This is a genomic window from Actinokineospora pegani (genome assembly GCF_009745975.1).
Lineage (GTDB): Bacteria > Actinomycetota > Actinomycetes > Mycobacteriales > Pseudonocardiaceae > Actinokineospora > Actinokineospora pegani.
Genome location: NZ_WHOL01000008.1, coordinates 1 through 19250, shown reverse-complemented (window position 1 = coordinate 19250; position 19250 = coordinate 1). Strand labels below are relative to the sequence as shown.

Sequence of the window (19250 nt, the reverse complement as noted above, 5' to 3'; positions counted from 1 at the left end):
CGCCGGATACCCCGAGCGCCGCCGAGTATTCGGCCTAGCCCGGCTCGCCTGCGGACGCGGCGGGCTGGTCGGACCAGGGTCGCGCGGGTGCGTCCGCGGACCCCGCGGTGTCGGGGTCGGACGCGTCCGCGCCGGCGGCGTCCTCGGCCGGGTGGCCCTCGGCGTGGTCCGGGCGCTGGTCGACCAGGTCGGCGAGGTCCGCCCGGTCGTGTGCGCGGAGCAGCCGCGCGAGCTGCCGCACGAACAGGTCGCGCTGGTCGTCGGTGCCCCGGTCGGCCACGTCGTCGGCCAGGGCGACCACCGGCGGAACCGGCGGCGGGCCCTGCTCGCCCAGGTCGAGGGGCGCCCCGAACCCGGGCCGGTCGGGCGCCTCGTGCGCGTCGATCGGGGGCTGGGCGGGGGCTCCGGGCTCCAGGGGGCGCGGCACGCTCTCGTCGTTCGCCGCGGCGGTGAGCCGGGTGATGGTGTCGATCAGGTCGACGGTCTCGACGATCTTGTGGTCCTGGGCCAAGCGCCAGACCACCGCGCTGCCGGTCGACTTGAGCACGTCGTTGCCGAGGTAGTCGCGCTTGGTGATCTCGAAGCGCCGCTCGTGCTCCCAGACCTGCTCCGACTTGCGCAGGGACGCCAGCCGCGTGAGCCGCTCGGCGTCGTCGTCGTCCAGCGCCAGGACGATGTCGACCGCCCAGCCGACGAGCGTGCCGCTGCGGTCCGGCCGCCGCAGGCCCAGGTCGGCGGCGAGTTCGTGCTGCACGAGCAGGGGGTTGGTGGGCTGGCGGGTCGAGGTGATCGCGCAGATGCGGTCCAGGACCATCTGCTTGACCATCGCCGACGGCTCGCCGACGACGGGCCTGCCGTTCAGCGTCTGGGTCCAGCGCACGGTGGCGGACACGGTGAACCGGTAGTCGGCCACGGCACTCGGCACGGGAACCGCGGCGAGGCGGTCCTCCTGCGGGGTCTCCTCCGGCATCGGCGGGGGCGGCGGGGTGGGCTGCCGGTCGGGGAAGCTGTCCATCCGGGCGCTCCGCAACTGCGTCTCGTGATCGCGCAGGCTCGTCATGAACCTGCCCACGACCACTAGCAACACCGCCACGGCCACGAGCAGGAGCGTCACCATGAGCCAGGTAGGTGGGTCGAGGACCGTGGCGGCGAACAGGGGCACGAGCACCGCGCCCGCCGCGGCCGCCCCGAGGATCTTGTTGCTGTCGTTCATTGTCCGGTGCCCTTCGTCGCGAGGTCGGGTTCGAGGAAGTCCAGCCCCAGGGCGCGGTCGATCGCCGCCCCGAGTGCGTCGACGACGTCCTGGCGCGCGCGCTGATCCAGTGGTTCGTCCGCTTGCGCGCGCCAGCGGTCGGCCGTGCCGTGCAGGGCGGAGAGAAGCTGCGGCCTGCCGTCGGCGGCCTCGACGATGATCGACCACAGGCGCTGATCGCCCGTGCCGAGCCATTGTCCGATTAGGACGGGGGTCGTGTCCAGCGGCTGTGCCAGCAGTGCCCTCCAGCAGTGGGCGAGCTGATCGCGGACCTGGGCCCTCGCCAGCCCGCCGCGAGCCCGGGGCAGGACGTCCATCCCCGCCAGCCCGGTGAACAGGGCGCGATCGGACTCGGGGAGCGCCGAGCCCGCCTTGTAGGTGTGGAGCCGGTACATGACCCTGTGCCAGAAACTCGGCGCCTGCGACAGGCGGAGCAGCGCGTCGACCGCCTCCGCCCGCACGGACCGGTCGCCGTGCGCGGTGAGGTGGTGCAGCCGGACAAGCGCCTGATCGACGTAGGTCGGGGCGAGCACGTCCTCGGACAACCTGATCACGAGCCGGGCGAGCGGCGGATTCGTCGTCGAGCTCGTCGCCCACGCGTAGAACTGCTGCCGGAAGTACTGCCCCTGCCGCTCGTGCGTCAGCCCGCGGAAGAGGAGGGCTTCAGCCAGCGCGTACAGATCCGAGTCGACCTGCACGGCGGGGTAGGTCCACCGCTCGGCCAACCTGACCACGTGCTTGGCCGATCCCGAGGCGAGCGCCTGGTCCGCGAACCGCTCGACCAGATCGCGCTTGTGCACGCCGGTCACGCCCCGGGTGGCGACGACCTTGGCCACCCACTCGCGGAACGCCGGGCGCTGGGCGGGCATGGCCGACCAGAAGTACCTCCGCAGCGCCGCGTCGAGTCCCAGCTTGGGAAAACCGACGCGCCCGCTGTCGTTGACCTCGATGCGCGCGTCGCCCAACCGCTGGGCGAAGTCCTTCTGGTCGAGTGCGTGCGTGTCGCCGCTGGGGTAGTCCACCTGCGTCAACAGCTTCTGCTCGGCGAAGAAGAGCTCGTCCACCGAGGAGCCGTGGAGCATCGCGGCGGTGAACAGCAGGGTCTTGCCCCGCCCGTCCGCTGCTCGACCCACCAGTTCCTCGGCGTTCTCGCGCTGGTCGGTCAGGGCGTTGACGGCCTCGGACACCCAGGCCTGGGGATCACCCTTCCCGCCCCGGCGATCTCGTGCCGCGCGCACCAGTTGCGCGAGCACGGCGATCTCGCCCATGCTGCCCTCGCGCAGGCGGTCCGCGAGGTCGGGGTTGAGCAGGGCGCTGTCCGGCAGCGCCACCTCCTCGGCCGCCAGGTGCCGCTGGAACGCGAGGCGGCGGTTCGGCCACCCGATCTCCAGGAGGCCGACGAAGTCGGTGCGCCACGCGTCCCCGTGGTCCCTGGGGAGCACGATCACCAGGTACGCCGTGGCCTCCACCGCGGCGTGGAAGCCCTTGACGACCGGCTCGACGGCGCGCAGCTCGTCCCGGTTCCAGGTCGTCAGGTCGAGCAGCAGGCGCTCGCCGTCCTGGACCGTCTGCGCCTGGGGGACCGTGGTGAACTCCCCGTTCTCCGGGAGGATCGCCACTTCCTGGAACGAGCCCGTGCCCTTCCCCGAGTTGTGCAGGAGCATCAGCCCGGCGGTGTGCCTGCCGCTTCCCGGCTGTCCGGTGATCAGCACCGCGCCCCGCTCGCGGAGCTTGGCCTGGGCACGGGCGTAATCGATCCCCGACGGCGGCGCGAACTTCTTCGCGAGCAGGTCCAGGCGGGTCGCGCTCACCTCACGCCTGGGCACCGGGTCGGCTGAGTCCGGGTTTCCCCAGTTGTTGTAGATGTCGCCTTGGTACACAGTCCCCCGCGGGTCCGTGGCTACCCGGTTGTGGTTGCCGCGGACCTCCCCGGTTCCGCCGCTGCGGTGGTCGTGGTGGGTGGTGGTGGGTTCGTCGATCATCGTGCGCGCCTGGGACGGCGGGGCGCGGGACCGTGGGAGTAGGTGTCGCCCATGTGCACGGTGCCCTGGGCGCCGGGCGCCACCCGGTTGTGGTCCCCGATGATGTCGCCGGTGCCGCCCTGCCGGTTGTCGGTGTAGGAGTCCGTCTGGACCGCCTTGCCGTGGACCTGGTCGATCGAGTTGCTGATGCTCCGCACCTCCGGCTCGGCGGACGACCGCTCCCGCTGGTCCATGTCGGGGTCCGCACCGCGGAACCCGTGTGCGAGCAGCTCTCCGGACGGGGCGGGCACGCGCAGGTAGGCGGTTCCCTCGTAGCTCTTCACCTTGACCGGCGCGGGGATGTACAGCTCCGGGTCCTCGCCGGTGTACCCGCTCTCGACGGCGTCGGCGAAGACGCGGGCGGAGACGATCGCGGCGACGCAGGTGACCGGTGTGGAGCGGGAGAGCAGGTCGCGCACGGGGTCGGCGTCGAGCAACCGGTGCGCCTCGACCCGCGACGCGCCGCTGCCCCGGCTCAGGGGGTTGGCGCCGGAGCCCGTCATCGGGCCCACGTGCACGGCCACGCGCATCCGCAGCGGCGCGCCGGGGTCCGCGTCGGGGTGGACCTTGTTGCGGTAGGCCAATTCCTCCTGCAGCGCGGGCAGGAACGGGTTGAGCAGGAACGGCAGCACCGGCGGGCGGAAGCCGACCACGTAGCCGTCGCCGGTGCCGTCCTCGAAGTTGTTGCCGTCCCAGTGGTCCACCAGCCCCGCGCGGCGGAACGCCTGCCGGAGGATGGCCGGGATCGATTCGGTGACCCGGGCGTGGTCACGGCCCTGTCTGCCGCTGAAGTCCTTCACGTCCACGGCGAGGAGAGCGGTGTAGGGCGGCAGCGGGGCCGGGTCGGCGCTCTCGAGCGGCATGGGTTCTCCTTCTGTCGCAAAGCGGTGGTGTGTGCGGCGGTGTGCCGTGGCGGGCATGACCAGGCTCGTCGTCCGCGGTGGTGATCGTTGTCCGGCGTCGGACAGTCAGGTTGTGACGCGGCCCACTGTCAACTCGGCAGGCCCGCGTGCTTGGCCAGGTCGTCCAGGTCGGCGACGACCAGGCGCGGACCGGCGCCCAGCGCCCCGCTCTCGCGCAGCACGGCGAGTTGTTCGCTGACGGTGCTGCGCACGACTCCCAGCGCTTCGGCGATGGCTTCCTGCGAGAACGGGATCGTCAGGCGGTGCGGATCGCCGGGATCGGCGAGCGCCACCAGTTCGAGCACCAGTCGCGCGATGCGTTGGCGCGCGTTGAGGTGCACCGTCTGCACCTGGTACGGCATGGTCTCGGTGACCTTGGTGAACGAGTACTCCTGCAAGCGCCTCCAGTGCTCCCCGCGGTCGAGGAACCGGTCGAAATCCGGCGCGGCCACCTCGACGGCCGCGCACGCGTCGATGGCGATCACCGTCGCTGTCCGCGTCCCCCGCAGCCTGGCCAACTCCCCGACGAGGTCGCCGGGGCCGCGCAGGGCGACCAGGACCCCGTTGCCGTCGGCGTCGGTCGCCATGATCTTCACCCGGCCGCTCCGCAGCAGGAGCACGTGGGTCCCCGGCGCGCCCTGGCGGAGCAGCGCCGCCCCGCGCCGGAACTCCCGTGGCACCCCGGTGCGCAGCAGCGCCCGCCACGGCTCCGTCCCGAGGAGCGCGTGGAACCCGCGGGGCGGCGGAGGTGTGTTGATCACGGACCATCTGTACAGCCGCCCACCGGCGAAGCGAGGCTGACCCGTGCTCAATTAACCCAAATGGATCAAGGGCTGACATGTCGACGCCGATTGTCCACGGTGGTTACGGCATGTGTTCGGGTTGTGGCGGAAATCGGCCTGGTTCTGGGTGGGTTTGCCCGCCTGGTTAGGTTAGGCACCCTTGTAAGGACGGTGTGCATGACTGCGGTGGGCGAGGGTTTCGCGGCCAGGCTGCGCGAGGGGACCAGGGAGGAGCACGAGCGCGCTGAGCGGGCAGTGTTCGTTGAGTCCCTGTTAGCGGGGCGGTTGGGGATTGAGGCCTACGCCGGGATGTTGGGTCAGAGCTACCTGTTCTACGCGGTGTTGGAGGACGCCGGGGAGCGGTGGCGGGGGGACCCGGTGATCGGCGGGTTCGTGGTCGACGGGTTGTTGCGGCGCGACGCCCTGGCGGCGGATCTGGCCTTCCTGCTGGGGCCTGGGTGGCGTGCGGGGCTGCGGCCGCTGGCGGCCACCGAGTCCTATGTGGATCGCATTCGGCAGGTGTGCTTCGACGACCAGGCGGCGTTCGTGGCGCACCACTACACGCGGTACCTGGGAGACCTGTCGGGTGGGCAGGTGATCCGGCGGCGGATGCGGGAGGTCTACGGGCTGGCGGACGACGGGGTGCGGTTCTGCGACTTCGACGGGGTGGGGAAGGTCAAGCCGTTCCGAGACCGGTATCGCGAGTTGCTGAGCGCGACGTCCTGGGGCGAGCAGGGGCGGGCCGGGGTGGTGGCCGAGGCGAACGCGGCCTTTCGGCTCAACCGGGCGGTTTTCACGGACCTGGCGGCCGTGCACTGCTGATAGTTGAAGCTGCAATAGATGCGGCGGGCGTCGCTCTTGTCAGGACCTCGGCCGCTGAATCAGGTCAGGTCAGCGGATGACGATGGAGCGGTCCCGGATGCGGTCCCAGGTGTCGACAGGGAGGTCGGTGAGGGAGAAGACGTCGTCGACGGTCATCGCGGCGGCCCGGACGGCGATGATGCCCTCGGCCTGCTCGGCGGTCAGGTCGAGCACTTCGGCGATGGTGTGCGCGGGGGCGCTGGCCAGGTCGACCAGGCCGCCGTCGTCGTACTCGCGGGTCACGTCGGGGCGGCCGATGCCCAGCTCGCGGGCCATCAGCGGGTCGCCCGCGGCCAACTGCCTGGCCTCGGCGCGGCGGGCCCGCGCCCGGAGCACGCCCGCCACCGCCGGGTCGAGCGGCCACTGGCCGGGCAGCGCCGGGGCCTGCGGGGCGACGGGCATCGGGGGGAGCGCGTACACCTCGCGCCGCAGGCCGCCCGCCAGGACGGTGGCCACGACGGCGCCACCGAACACCATGACCACCGCGCCCGCGTCCAGAACCGGGTTGACCGAGCCCTCCGGCACCCCGCCCATGTAGAACGCCAGTCCCGAGGTGCCCATGAACGCCGCGACCCAGCCCAGCAGGCGTGGCCTGCGCAGCCGGACGGCCGCGTGGACGAACGGCGCGAAGGCCAACAGCCCGAGGCTGAACAACGGCACCACGACGTACCAGAGGCTCCAAACCTGTCGTACCGTGTCGCCCGCCCGCCGCGCCCCGGACCCCATCGCCTGTCTCCCCTCGGCCGTGCCTGCTGGGGGGATCGGTGTGGGTCACAGGACGTTACCGCCGCGAGCGACAAGGGCCGAGCCTCACACCTGCGTCGGGTCGCCCCACGCCAACTCGGGGGGACGGGTCGCGGTGGCGCCGGGCAACGCGGGTGGGCGCTCGGCCTCCAAGCGGATGCGCTTCGCGCCGCGCACGCGGAGGTCGATGTGGGTAGGGCCGCCGTGGCCCGCGCGGCCCTCCCAGCGGACCGCGCCGTCGACCAGGACGCGGAACCTGCCCACTTGGAACGCCTCCGTGGCGTCGTCGGGCACCCCGGCCACAGCGGTGAACCGGTCGCGGGTGACCGCCACCTCCACGAAGGCCGGGGCCCGCAGCGGGCCGCGCGGGCGGACGATGATGCTGTCGGGGTACTCGACGCCCGCGATGCGGGTCCTGCCCGCGTGGGCGTGGCTGTTGTGCTCGAGCCAGCGCTCCTCCTCGGCGACCAGGACCGGGCCGTGCTCCTCGGCGACGCGCGGCAGGCCGGTGGGGGCGGTGTCGCGCAGCCACACCCCGCGCGGGGGCGGCTGGTGCACCGACACGCCCGTCATGGCGCGGATCAGCGGCGCGAGACCGGAGGGGGAGATCTCCGGGATGTCGAACCGCGTGGTCGAGTAGGGGTTGAGCAGCCGGGGCAGGTGGTCGATCGTCCCGCCGGGCAGCACGACCGGGAGGATCTTGCGCAGCGCCGCCGCCTGGTCCTCGGTGATCAGGTCGCGCAGGATCTGGCCCTCGTGCTGCGCGCCCAGGCCCTCGGTGGGCGGTGCGGTGCGGTCCACGCGCCTGCGGTACTGCGGTGAGCCGACCGCGATGATGAAGTCCGCCTCGCGCATCAGGTCGGCGTGCCAGGACCAGTCCGTGCGGTGGTGGTCCTTCCACTGGTCGAGCCAGCCCTCGGCGCCCTCCCGCTCCAGGTGCGCGGCGAGCCCGCGCACCCGGGCGGAGTGGTGGCGGTCGTCGTGGGAGTAGCTGTAGAAGACCTTCGGTGCGGGCATCGCGTCCCCTCGGCGTCGGACTGCGCTCGATTTTGCTTGCGCGCACCGCTCCGACGGCGCGCCGCGCAGCATTTGTCGTATTTTTGTCGCCCCCGCGAGACTGCCTGAGCCGCCGTCGCTGCGCCTAGTCTCGGCCCGACCGGACAGGCCGAGGGGGTCGGTGGCGAGCGTGTACGAGTACGACGTCTTCATCAGCTTCGACCGCAAGGCGGCGCACGTCGCCGAGTGGGTGACCCGGCACTTCGCCCCGATGCTCAAGCGGTACCTGCAGGACAACATCGGTGACGTGGCGGTCTTCACCCCGGCAGGCACGCGGTCGGGCGACAGGTGGCCGCGGTTGCTGGAGCGGGCCCTGCTGGGCGCCAGGCTGTTGATCCCGGTGTGCACGCCCAACTACTTCCGCGACGAGTGGTGCATGGCCGAGTGGAAGTCGATGGAGGAACGGGAACGGGTCCTGGGAATGGCATCGCGGAAAATCCCCAACGGCCTTATCCACCCCGTGATCTTCGGCGATTCGGAAACCTACCCGTCCTACGCGCACGAGCGCACACCGCAGGACTGCCGCGAATACGCGTACGGGGGCGCCTTCTTCGAGTCGAGTGCTGATTACCTGGGGTTCGAGCGCCTGCTGCGGGAGTTCGCCGTCGAGCTGACCGCGGTGTTGGCCGGGGTCCCGTCCTGGCGGGCGGACTTCCCGGTCCGGACCCCGGCGCCGGAGGACCCGCTGGTCCCCGCGCTGCCGAGGTTGTGAGCGTGCCGGGGACCGTGGTCACCTTCTACTCCTACAAGGGCGGGGTGGGCCGCAGCTTCGCGATGGCCAACACCGCCGTCCTGCTGGCCCGCTGGGGCTTCCGGGTGCTCTGCGTCGACTGGGACCTCGAGGCGCCGGGCCTGCACCTGTACTTCCGGGACCTCGTCGACCGGGAGCCCACGGGCGGGGTCGTCGACCTGGTCGCGGACTTCGAGCGCGACCCGGACCGCCCACCGGTCGACCACGTCGTGAGCCTGCCGGACCACCGCACGCTCGACCTGCTCGCCGCGGGCCGGACCGACGACGACTACGCGGCGAGCCTGCAGGCGGTCGACTGGGCCGGGCTCTACGACCGGGGGTTCGGCGACTACCTCGAGCGTTGCAGGCAGCGGTGGGTCGAGCGGTACGACTTCGTGCTGGTCGACAGCCGCACCGGGATCTCCGACATCGGCGGCATCTGCACCGCGCAGCTCCCCGACCGGCTCGTGCTGCTGTTCACCGCGAACCTGCAGAGCGTGCAGGGGGTCGTGGACGTGGCCCGGCGGGCGGAGGTGGCCCGGGACCTGTTGCCCTACGACCGCTCCCGGCTCACGGCGCTGCCTGTGCTGTCCCGGTTCGACAGCCGGGAGGAGTACGGGGTCTCCCAGGACTGGCGGGCCCGGTGCCTGGCCGAGACCAGGGACCTCTACCGGGGGTGGCTCGACCGCACCGTGTCGGTCGACGTGGTCTCTCGGCAGTTCACCGTGCCCTACGTCGCGCACTGGAGCTTCGGGGAGAAGCTGCCGGTCATCACCGAGCGCACCCCGACGCCCGGGCAGGTCAGCTACGCCATCGAGACGCTGGCCGCGCTCATCGCCCACGACTTCGACCGGACGAACATGCTGGGGGAGAACCGGGACGCCTTCGTGGCCGCCGTCCGCGAGCACGGCAAGCGGTTCACGCACGAGGTCGTGGTGGCCGCCGCCCACGACGACAGGGCGGTGGCGGGGCTGCTGGTGGAAGGGCTGCGGGGGTTGGGGGTCAACGCCGCGCGGTCGCTGTCGGGCGACGTGTCGACCCTGGCCAGGGCCGAGGTCGAGGGCAGGCACCTGTGCGTGCTGATCGACCGGAAGGTCAACCGGTGGCAGGAGTCGCAGGCCGAGCTGTTCATGACCCGCACCATCGGGCAGGAGCGCCGGGTCTTCCTCGTCCTGACCCAGGACACCAACCCGGAGACCCTTCCCGGCTTCCTGGCCAACCTCCGGCACGTGCGGCTCGGTCCCGCGCGCGGGCCCGCCGAGGTCGCCGCCGTCCTGGCGGACCGGCTGCGCGGCCATGTCCCGCTGGTGGAGGACGAAGCGGCCGTCGACCTGGCAGGCCTGCTGGCACAGCTCGCCGAGGCGCGGTTGCGGCCCGCGCTGTGGGACCTGGTCGACGACGTGCTCGCCGACCTGCACGGGGCGCTGGCCGCGGGCGACGACGCCATGTCCCGGCGGGCTGCGGCTGACCTCGCGGTGCTGCTCAGACCCCGGTTGTCGCGCGTGGACGAATACCGCGTGGCCGCGCCCCCCGAACTCGCCGAGGCGGTGGGCGGGGCCGCCGCCCTGCTGCGCACCCGCACCAAGGAAAGGGACACCTGATGGCAGACCGCTTGACCCACAAGCAGAGCGCCGCGTTGCTGGTGCTCATGGCGCTGGCGCGGGAGGTGACGAACCCGGAGCTGCGCGAGCTGGTCGGGTTCACCCTCGACGGCGACGACCGCAAGCTGCTCAACTCCGCGGGCCTGGTCGAGAGCAAGCAGGTCGCCAAGGTCGGCAGGCCCTACGCGCACAAGATCACCGAGCCGGGACTGCGGTGGTGCGTCGAGGAGATGGGCCAGGGCGAGCCGCCGCCGCCCCGGCCCCGCAGCCACTTCGGCCCCACCCTCTACCTGCTGCTGGCCGGGTTGGACCGGCACCTGCGCCGGGAGCGGCTCGCCCTCTCCGAGGTGTTCCGGCCCGAGGTCGACCCGGCCGACCTCGACCGGGCCATCGTCGCCGCGCACACCACGCTGGCCGGGAGGGGCACGTGGGTCCGGCTCGCCGAGCTGCGCCCGTTGCTCGACGGCGCCGCCAAGGCCGACGTCGACGCGGTGCTCGTGGCGATGCTCAAGCAGGGCAGGGTCCACCTGGTCCCCGAGGCCGACCGGGCGGTCCTCACCGAGGCCGACCACGCCGCCGCCGTGCGGGTGGGCGGCGAGGACAACCACAAGCTGGCGGTGGAGCGGTCGTGATCAGCCCGAGCGAGGCGCTGGCCAAGCTGCACATCGACTGGGCCGACACACCCGACACCGTCTGGCAGGACTCCCGCTACCACGTCGACGGCCTGCACGGCGCCGCCACGGCCCAGGTCGAGCGCGGCATCCGGGCCGCGGCCGACAGCACGGGGTCGAGCCCGATCGGGCTGGTCCTGCAAGGCGCCAAGGGGATCGGCAAGACCCACCTGCACGGGACCATCCGCGGGCGCGCGCACGGCGCGGGCGGCTACTTCTTCCTCTCCACCGCCACCACCGGCGGCGACTTCTGGGACGACACCGCCGTGGCCGTGCGCAGCGGCCTGCTGCGCCCGCACAGCTCCGGCGGCACGCAACTGGGCGAGTTCGTCCTCCGGCTGTGCCGGCGGCTCGGGGTCGACCCCGCCACCAGGGCCGCCGTCGCGGGTGGGCACGAGCTGGACCGGGGCAAGCTCGACACCCTCGTCACAGCCCTGCGGGCGGTGGACCGCCAGCTCTCGACCGAGTGCGGCGACGCCCTGCGCGCGATGGTGCTCTACGGCCAGGGGCACAGCCACATCGGTGAGAGCTACCTGGGCGGCGACGACGAGTTCGAGCCGGACGAGCGCCAGGCCTGGGGCATCCGGACGCGCAACCACTACGCGTCGCGGCGGGTCCAGGACGTCACCCGGCTCCTCGCGCTGACCGGGCCCGTCGTCATCGGCGTCGACCAGCTCGACGGGCTGTTGGCCCAGCGCGAGCTCGTCGCCCCCGTGGCCGACGGCCTGATGGGGCTGCGGGAGCGCACCAGGCGGACCCTCACCGTGCTGACCTGCCTGCCCGAGACCTGGGACCTGATCAAGGACCGGGCCGCGGACACCGTCCCCGACCGCTTCCGCGAGGCCAGCGTCCTGGGCCGGGTGCTCGACCCCGACGTCGGGCGCAGGCTGGCCGAGCGCCGCCTCGGGGTAGCCTACGCCGACCTGGGGTTCACCCCGCCGCACCCGACCTGGCCCGTCCCGCCGGAGCTGTTCGAGCAGGCCGCGTGGGGCGCGCCCTCCCCGCGCGACGTGCTGCGGCTGGTCTACCGCCACATCGATGACGCACTGCGCGCGGACACCCCGCCCGACCGGTTCGCCCAGCTCGACGAGTCGTTCGAGGCGCTGCGCGCCCAGGCCGACCCGGACCGGCTGCTGACGCCCGCCGCCGAGGACGACCTGATGCCGGAGGTGCTCGCCGCCGCGCTGCGCTCCTGGATCCAGGAGGTGGGCAACGACGACCTGGAGTGGGCCTACCGGGACTGGCACGGCGCGAACGACGAGCTGCACGCCATGCTGATCCGCACCCTCGACGAGCACGCCGACATCGAGGAGCACTGGGGGTTCCGCACGATCTCGGTCGATCACCCGATCGCCGTGCTCAGCCGGTTCCGCAAGGCCAGCTCGGCCATCGGGTTCGGCTCCGGCGACCGGCACCTGATCGTGCTGCGCAACCGCGAGTGGTCCAAGGGCGACAAGACGGTGGCCGAGCTGGAGCGCTTCGACGCCGGGGGCGGGTTGCGGCTCGGCATCGCGCAGGAGGACCTGCGCACCTTCTGGGCGCTGCGCGAGCTGCAGCGGGAGAACCCGGCGGGGCTGCACGACTGGGTGGTGGAACGGCGGCCCGCGAGCGGCACCACCCTGCTCTCGGAGGTGCTGCCGACCGGGCGGGCGGCCCCCGGGCCCGCGCCTGCCGAGGGCGGGGTGCTGCTGGGGGTCGAGGAGGGCACCGGGGAGCGGATCCGGTTGGAGCCCGAGGCGTTGCGGCAGCACGCGGCGGTGTTCGCCGGGTCCGGTTCGGGCAAGACGGTCCTGCTCCGGCGGATCGTCGAGGAGTGCGCGCTGCTGGGGGTCTCCTCGATCGTGCTCGACCCCAACAACGACCTGGCCCGGCTCGGCGACCCGTGGCCGCGGCCGCCGTCGGGGTGGGCGCCGGGGGACGCCGAGGCCGCGCGGCGGTACCTCGACGGCACCGACGTGGTCGTGTGGACGCCGGGGCGGGCGGCGGGGCGGCCGCTGGCGTTCCGGCCGCTGCCCGACTTCGCCGAGGCCCTCGACGACGAGGACGAGTTCACCGCGGCCGTCGAGGTCGCGGTGGCGACGGTGGCCCCGCAGGTGCGGGTCACCGGGACGACGCGCAAGGCGGTCATCGGGCAGGCGGTGCTGCGGCAGGCCATCACCCACTACGCCCGCTCGGGCGCGCGCGGGCTGCCCGGGCTGGTCGAGCTGCTGTCCGACCTGCCCGAGGGCGTCAGCACGCTGGCGGGGGCGGGGCGGATCGCGGCGGAGCTGGCCGAGTCGCTCAAGGCGGCGGCGGTGAACGACCCGCTGTTCGCGGGCGGGGGAGAGCCGGCCGACCCGGGGGAGCTGCTCACCCCCGCCGAGGGCAAGCGGGCCAGGGTGTCGGTGATCAGCTTCGTCGGCCTGCCCGCCGAGGAGCAGCGGCAGAGCTTCGTCAGCAGGCTGCAGATGGAGCTGTTCGCCTGGGCCAAGCGCAACCCGGCGGGCGACCGGCCGCTGGGCGCGCTGCTGGTGATGGACGAGGCGCAGACCCTCGCCGCGTCCGGGTCGCTCACGCCCAGCGCCCGCAGCACCATCGTGCTGGCCGCGCAGGCGCGCAAGTACGGGCTGGGGCTGCTGTTCGCGACGCAGGCGCCCAAGGGCCTGCACAACCAGGTCGTGGGCAACGCGATGACGCAGTTCTTCGGCAGGCTCAACAGCCCGGCGCAGATCACCGCGGCCACCGAGCTGGCCAGGGCCAAGGGCAGCCAGGTCGCCGACATCTCGTCGCTGGGACGGGCGCAGTTCTACGTGTCCGGGGAGGCGTTCGGGTTCCGGCGGGTCACCACGCCGCTGTGCCTGAGCCACCACCCGGCCGCCCCGCTGCGGGTCGAGGACGTCCTCGACCGCGCCCGCCGCTGACAGCGGTCCACCCGGGACGCCGTACGGGGGGACCCACCGTCCACGGCCGACCCCGCCCGCCGGGGATTTGGGTTAGTGAACGGTTCCCGGGTTCCCCCGCGGCTGTCGGACCCGGCTGGCATGCTGGCCGTCCCACAGTCGGAGCGAGGAGTGCAGGGTGTCTGCTGAGCTGGAGCGGCTCACCGCCGAGTTCGAGAGGTTCCGGGCCAGGATCAGCGCGGCCGAGGCGAAGTTCAGCGGCGTCGGCGAGATGCAGGCCAGGGTCGCGGAGCTGGAGGTCACGGCCACCTCGCCGGACCGGACCGTGCGGGTCGTGGCGGGGGCCGGGGGCATGGTCAAGGACATCCAGCTCGGCGCGGACGCGCTGCGCCGCCCCGCGCCCGCGCTGTCGGAGATGATCATGGCGACGCTGCGCGAGGCGGTGGCCGAGGCCGCGCGCCGCCAGGCCGACATCGTCGACGAGACCGTGGGCGGGGCGTTCGGGCTCGCCACCGGCGAGCAGGTTCGCGCGATCCAGGCGGAGGCGCTGGGAACCGCGCCCGCGGACGCCGCGTCACAGCCGGGCGCGGCGCGGCAGCCCCGCGACTACGACGAGGACTTCGACGACTTCGGCGACGGGTCCATCTACGACCAGCGGCGAGGAGGCGGTCGATGAGTCCCCCGACCGGGCAGAACCAGGTCTACGCCGAGGCGCTGAGCGCCTACTCGACCCAGCTCGGCTACTACGACCAGGAGGCCGGGAAGTTCGGCGGCCTGGTCGACGAGGCCGACGTGAGCAACGAGGCGTGGGGCGTCATGGGCGCCTTCGCCAAGTCCGGCTACACCGAGCGGCTGACCGAGCTGCGGTCACTGCTCGAGGAGATGAAGCAGGGCGTCGAGCAGATCCAGACCGCGATGCGCGACACCGCCGCCATCTACCAGGGCACCGAGGACGCCGCGGTCATGACCTTCGGCGGCCACCAGGCCATGGTCGACGGCCAGTAGACGACACCCAGCAGCCCCAGACGACGGGACCAGACTCGTGACCGACCCGCACCCCAGCATCGCCGACTCGCTGGACGTCAGCGCCTACGACGAGGGCTTCGGCGCCAACCTCGACCGCGCCGTCGAGCACGTGCCCGGCGTGGGCACCGTCTACAAGGGCGGCAAGAGCATCGTCGAGACCGCCCAGGAGCTCGGCCAGGCCGAGGACTTCGGCGACGTGGTCGCGGGCGCCAGGCAGCTCGCCACCGACGGCGGCGCCTTCGTGGCCTCGGCGGCGGTCGACGTCACCACCTTCGCCATGGACCCGATCGGCTGGCTGGTCAGCAACGGGCTGAACATGCTGCTGGAGCTGGTGCAGCCGTTGCAGGACGCGCTGCACCAGGTCAGCGGCGACGGCCCGGCGATCGGGCACGCCTCGGACAACTTCACCACCATCGCGCAGGGCTTCGTCGCCCTCGCCGAGGACTTCCGCGCGACCGGCGACACCTCGCTGCAGGACTGGCAGGGCGAGGCCGCCGACGCCGCCCGCGCGGCGCTGGCCGACTTCTCCGTGGGCATCGAGGGCGTCGGGTCCAGCGCCGGGTCGGTCGCCGAGACGCTGCAGATGTGGTCGATCGTCATGGTGGTCATCGAGGAGGTGATCAAGGCGATCATCAGCGAGCTGGTGAGCTGGCTGATCACCCTCTGGCTGCCCGCGCTGGCCGCCTCGGTGATCAGCTTCGGCGGTTCGGTGGCCGCGGCGATGACCGCCTCGATCGCCAAGGCCGCCTCGGTGCTGGCCAAGGTCACCAAGCACCTGGGCAGGTTCGGCAAGCTGCTCGACCAGTTCATGGCGTTCCTGGTCAAGATCTCCGGCAAGCTGGAGGGGCTGGCCAAGCACTTCCGGATCGGCAAGATCGTCGACTCCGGCGGCAGGCAGGTCCTGCAACCCAGCAGGCGCGTGCTCACCACCATGCTGGGCACCCACGCGGGCATCACCCCGTTCCTCACCGGCGCGGGCATCAAGGCGGGCATCGGCGCGGCCAAGGGCGTCGACGGCGAGGTCCGGCCGGAGCTGACCGAGCAGCTCGGCGGCGGCCCGCCCGCGCTGAACGAGAGCAGCACCGGCGGCGACCGCACCGCCGAGGAGACCAGCCGCAACCTCGACTTCTAGAGTCCCGGTGTGATCCCCGCCGTCGGCTACACCGTCGCCGTCCTCGCGCTGCTGTTCGGCGTCGCCGCCCAGCGGCGGGGGTGGTGGCTGCCCGCGCGGGTCGCCTACGGCGTCGCCGGGCCGGTCGGCGGCCTGACCACCGGGTACACCCTCGACGGCACGTGGCTGTCGCTGTGGGACCTGCTGCCGCTGGCCTTCACCGCCCTCGTGTGGTGGCTCGGCCGCAGCCAGACCGCGTGGATGGGCAGGCTCGGGACCGTGGTGCCCGGCGACCCCGGCTTCGGCGTCCTGCCCGCGGGCAACGCCGCGGTCGCCCACGACGACAACCGCGGCGAGATCACGACCGGGGTGGTCTTCGACCGGCAGGGCCACCGGGCGTCGGCGGTGCAGTTCGCGGCCCACCGCCGCGAGCGACCCGGCGTGGCCGAGGGCGGCAGGCTCGACGAGGCCATCACCCTGCTCGACGCGACCTATTCGATGGTGCAGTTGCGAGCGCCCAGCGTGCCCGCCGTCGTGATCGCCCCCGCGCCCGCCGACGCCGCGCCGTCCGAGACCGCCGCCGCGACCCGCAACCGCTTCGGGGCCGTGCGCCCGGCAGGCCCACTGGAACCGGTGACGGGCGCGGTCACCCTCGGCGACCGCTTCACCGTCCACGCCGCGCACCCGGACACCGCCCGCCTGCTCCTCACCCCCGCCGTGCAGCACCACATCGCCAACGACCCGTGGTTCCGAACCCACCCCGTGGCCCTGGCCGACGGCGCCCTGTGGACAACCTCAGCCGGACGCCTGACCGAGTCCGCCACCCTCATCAACGCCCGCCACCTGGCCTGCCTGGCCGCCGTCATCCCCTGGCCGGACAAGGACTTCACCACCCTGGCAACGGCGGCGGACACCTCAACCCGCACCTGGTTCGCAGGCCACCCCCGCCTCACCCACGCGATCAACGACCGCCGCCTCGCCGCGGGCAAACCCCCACTGAGCACCAGCGCCCTCACCACCCGCACCCTGTCCTGGCTGGCGATCACCGCCCTACTAGCAGGCGTGGTGAGCGTCAGCGCCACTGCGGCGATCACCGCGGTGATAACCGGCGCAGGCGTCCTGTGGGCCTACCTACGGGCAACCGTGCTGCCCAAAAAGCGCCCAGCCACCACCCCTGAACCACAGTAACCACCATCCCCAGAGACCAAAGCGGAGCCGACCCCCCGGTCGACTCCGCTTCAGCAACCCCCGCCCTAGCAGGGTTTCAGCGCCCCCCGCCACCCAGCGCCCCACCACCACGCCCCACAAAACCGGCTCTGTCATCCCTGGGCCTCGACCCAGTCCTGGCCGCCCGTAGCTCCACGAGACCGGTGTCAAGGGTGGGCGCAGCCCATCGGCGAAGCCGACGCCGCAGGCGCCCTTGACACCGGTCTCGTGGAGTTACACACTCCGCGGCCTCCGGGACAGGCCCCATCCAGCACACGCTGGCCCACAACAGCCCCGCCCAGCCCCCACAAGGACTCAGTCAGGATTCGACCAAGCGGCCTTGAGCCCCATCTTCCCCCCGGTCTGCAACAACGACCCCGCGTACAACCGATTCGCCAACGCCAGGAACGCCACCGAGGTGGCAGCCACGATCCCCAACGACAGCACCGCCTCCCACACCGCCGCCTCCCCGGCGAACATCCGCACCGGCATCGCCACCCCAGCCGAGAACGGCACGTAGGACAACAACGTCATCACCGCCGGGTTGTCGTTGAAGAACGTCACCAGGAAGTACGGCACCATCACCAGCGTCACGATCGCGCCCGTGGTCGACCCCAGGTCCTCCTGGCGGCTGACCAGCGACCCGGCGACCGCCCACAGCGCGGACAGCAGCACGAAGCCCAGCACCAGGAACGGCACGTACCAGCCCAGCGCGGGCGCGATCAGCGTCAACAGCTCGTCCTGCCCGCCGAGCTTGAGCGCGACCGGCGTGAGCAGCGCCAAGACGACCACCTGTCCCAGCGTCAGCAGCGTGTGGCCGACCACCTTGCCCGCCAGCAGCGCGCGCACCGGCACGGCGGAGACCAGGATCTCCACGACGCGGGTCTGCTTCTCGGTCACGGTGCTCTGCGCGATGGCCATGCCGCCCATGCCGAACATCAGGAAGACCACGCCGAACACGGTCACCACGAGCTGGCGCTGCCCGCTGCCGATGTCGGCGGGTTCGAGCAGGTCGACCGGCGGGGCGGTGGTCAGCGCGCCCAGCACGTCGGTCGGCGGGTTGGTCAGCGCGATCACCCGCAGGCCCCCGCCGTCGGGCACGACCGCGGCCTCGACCTCCTCCGAGCGGACCAGCTCCTCGGCCGCCTCGACCGACGGCGCCTCGACGGCGTCCATCGTGCCCGGGACGGCCTCGGCGGCCACGCCGACGACCGCGACCCGCGTCGCGTCCCCGCCGAACAGGCTCGGCAGCACCGAGATCGCGAAGAGGCCGACGATGATCACGCCGAGGCCGATCCAGAAGCCCTTCACCCGCAGGAAGGTGCGGATCTCGCGCTCGGCGACGAGCCGGATCGCGCCAGTGGTCGACTCGCTCATCGGATGACCTCCTTGAAGATCTCGTCCAGGGTGGGCACGACGGGGCGGAACACGTGGACCGGGCCCCGGTCCAGCGCGGCGCGCAGCACCGACTGCTCGGTGCCGTCACCCGCGACGGCCAGGTCGAACACCGCGCGCTCCCCGTCGACGTCGACGACCTGCACGCCGGGGTGGTCGCGCAGCCAGCCCGCGTCGGCGTCCACGACCAGCTCGAAGCGCGGCGGCCCGTAGCGCTCGCGCAGCTCGGTGCGACCGCCCGCGGCGGCGATCCGGCCGTTGGCGATGATCACCAGGTCGTCGCAGAGCCGCTCGACCAGGGCGAGTTGGTGGCTGGAGAACAGGACCGGCACCCCGGCGGCGGCGCGCTCGCGCAGCACCCCGAGCACCACGTCCACGGCCAGCGGGTCCAGGCCGGAGAACGGCTCGTCCAGGATCAGCATGTCCGGCTCGTGCACCAGGGCCGCGGCGATCTGGGCGCGCTGCTGGTTGCCCAGCGAGAGCTGCTCCAGCTTGTCCTCGGCCCGGTCGGTCAGGCCGAGCTTGTCCAGCAGGTCCGCGGTGGCCGCGCGCGCCCGCTGCCGGGGCATCCCGTGCAGCTCGCCCAGCCAGGCGATCTGCTCGCCGACGCGCATCTTCGGGTAGAGCCCGCGCTCCTCGGGCATGTACCCGAACCGCTTGCGGTCCGCGCCGGTCAGCGGCGCGCCGTTCCAGCTCACCTCGCCGCCGTGCGCGGCCAGCACCCCGAGGATGATCCGCATCGTCGTCGTCTTGCCCGCGCCGTTGGCCCCGAGGAACCCGGTCATCCGACCGGGTTTGACCGCGAAGCTCACGTCGTCGAGCACGCGCTTGCCGCTGAAGCCGCGGCTGACACCGCTCACCGTCAACATGGTGCAGACACTATGGACGATCGGCCGCCCGCGCGTCCTGCTGCCGGCCGAGATCGGGGTGTCCTCCGAGAGGAGGATGACCTAGTGGCCCGGCCCAGAACGTTCACCCCGTCTCGACCCGCCCACGACGCGCCTGACCGGGTT

The 19250-nt window shown here is 72.7% G+C and carries 17 protein-coding genes; 9 read left to right on the top strand and 8 right to left on the bottom strand.

Features of this window, described 5'->3' with window-relative positions:
• Nucleotides 1-34 precede the first annotated feature (34 nt).
• The 4 genes from GCL84_RS00375 to GCL84_RS00360 all read right to left on the bottom strand — a co-directional run bounded on the left by GCL84_RS00375 (nt 35) and on the right by GCL84_RS00360 (nt 4936).
• Nucleotides 35-1213 carry a hypothetical protein gene (locus GCL84_RS00375; protein WP_156753291.1) on the bottom strand — a complete coding sequence of 393 codons (1179 nt, stop codon included), beginning with the start codon at nt 1211-1213 and terminating at the stop codon, nt 35-37.
• Nucleotides 1210-3234, bottom strand: coding sequence for a hypothetical protein (locus GCL84_RS00370; protein ID WP_156753290.1), 2025 nt, complete (start codon nt 3232-3234; stop codon nt 1210-1212). Before GCL84_RS00370 ends, GCL84_RS00375 begins: the two co-directional genes overlap by 4 nt.
• Complete coding sequence (locus tag GCL84_RS00365) at nt 3231-4136, bottom strand: nucleotidyl cyclase domain-containing protein (protein ID WP_156753289.1); 906 nt, start codon at nt 4134-4136, stop codon at nt 3231-3233. The genes GCL84_RS00370 and GCL84_RS00365 overlap by 4 nt, the downstream gene beginning before the upstream one ends.
• A 128-nt stretch (nt 4137-4264) precedes the next feature.
• The gene (locus tag GCL84_RS00360) at nt 4265-4936 is read right to left on the bottom strand and encodes a Crp/Fnr family transcriptional regulator (RefSeq protein ID WP_156753288.1); all 672 of its coding nucleotides are present in this window, start codon (nt 4934-4936) and stop codon (nt 4265-4267) included.
• Nucleotides 4937-5134: 198 nt separating this feature from the next.
• Here GCL84_RS00360 and GCL84_RS00355 point away from each other — a divergent pair, with 198 nt between their 5' ends.
• Entirely contained in the window at nt 5135-5779 is a 645-nt protein-coding gene (locus GCL84_RS00355) for a biliverdin-producing heme oxygenase (RefSeq protein ID WP_156753287.1), read from the top strand.
• Nucleotides 5780-5848: 69 nt separating this feature from the next.
• On the opposite strand, the gene GCL84_RS00350 is transcribed toward GCL84_RS00355, so the two are convergent.
• On the bottom strand, nt 5849-6544 hold the full coding sequence (locus tag GCL84_RS00350; protein WP_156753286.1) for a hypothetical protein: 696 nt from the start codon (nt 6542-6544) through the stop codon (nt 5849-5851).
• Nucleotides 6545-6628: 84 nt separating this feature from the next.
• Nucleotides 6629-7579, bottom strand: coding sequence for an SEFIR domain-containing protein (locus tag GCL84_RS00345; RefSeq protein ID WP_197522907.1), 951 nt, complete (start codon nt 7577-7579; stop codon nt 6629-6631).
• Nucleotides 7580-7739: 160 nt separating this feature from the next.
• Between GCL84_RS00345 and GCL84_RS00340 the strand changes: the two genes are divergently transcribed.
• The 8 genes from GCL84_RS00340 (at nt 7740) to GCL84_RS00305 (ending at nt 16824) form a co-directional block, all read left to right on the top strand.
• Nucleotides 7740-8330, top strand: coding sequence for a toll/interleukin-1 receptor domain-containing protein (locus GCL84_RS00340; RefSeq protein ID WP_197522906.1), 591 nt, complete (start codon nt 7740-7742; stop codon nt 8328-8330).
• 2 nt (nt 8331-8332) lie between these two features.
• Nucleotides 8333-9949, top strand: coding sequence for a CATRA system-associated protein (locus GCL84_RS00335; RefSeq protein WP_235925895.1), 1617 nt, complete (start codon nt 8333-8335; stop codon nt 9947-9949).
• Nucleotides 9949-10581 carry a hypothetical protein gene (locus tag GCL84_RS00330; protein WP_197522905.1) on the top strand — a complete coding sequence of 211 codons (633 nt, stop codon included), beginning with the start codon at nt 9949-9951 and terminating at the stop codon, nt 10579-10581. The genes GCL84_RS00335 and GCL84_RS00330 overlap by 1 nt, the downstream gene beginning before the upstream one ends.
• A complete protein-coding gene (locus GCL84_RS00325) occupies nt 10578-13520 on the top strand; it encodes an ATP-binding protein (protein ID WP_235925894.1) in 2943 nt (980 codons plus the stop codon). Before GCL84_RS00330 ends, GCL84_RS00325 begins: the two co-directional genes overlap by 4 nt.
• A gap of 157 nt (nt 13521-13677) precedes the next feature.
• Nucleotides 13678-14175 carry a YbaB/EbfC family nucleoid-associated protein gene (locus tag GCL84_RS00320; RefSeq protein ID WP_156753282.1) on the top strand — a complete coding sequence of 166 codons (498 nt, stop codon included), beginning with the start codon at nt 13678-13680 and terminating at the stop codon, nt 14173-14175.
• A complete protein-coding gene (locus GCL84_RS00315) occupies nt 14172-14504 on the top strand; it encodes a hypothetical protein (RefSeq protein ID WP_156753281.1) in 333 nt (110 codons plus the stop codon). The genes GCL84_RS00320 and GCL84_RS00315 overlap by 4 nt, the downstream gene beginning before the upstream one ends.
• 37 nt (nt 14505-14541) lie before the next feature.
• On the top strand, nt 14542-15657 hold the full coding sequence (locus GCL84_RS00310) for a hypothetical protein (RefSeq protein ID WP_156753280.1): 1116 nt from the start codon (nt 14542-14544) through the stop codon (nt 15655-15657).
• A 9-nt stretch (nt 15658-15666) separates the two neighbouring features.
• Nucleotides 15667-16824, top strand: coding sequence for a hypothetical protein (locus GCL84_RS00305; RefSeq protein ID WP_156753279.1), 1158 nt, complete (start codon nt 15667-15669; stop codon nt 16822-16824).
• A gap of 333 nt (nt 16825-17157) precedes the next feature.
• Here the strand turns inward: GCL84_RS00305 and GCL84_RS00300 are convergent, their stop codons facing one another.
• Nucleotides 17158-18219, bottom strand: a complete 1062-nt coding sequence (locus tag GCL84_RS00300) for an ABC transporter permease (protein ID WP_156753278.1) — start codon at nt 18217-18219, stop codon at nt 17158-17160.
• Nucleotides 18216-19106: an ABC transporter ATP-binding protein gene (locus GCL84_RS00295; protein WP_156753277.1), complete on the bottom strand. Its 891-nt coding sequence runs from the start codon at nt 19104-19106 to the stop codon at nt 18216-18218. The genes GCL84_RS00300 and GCL84_RS00295 overlap by 4 nt, the downstream gene beginning before the upstream one ends.
• Nucleotides 19107-19250: the final 144 nt, after the last annotated feature.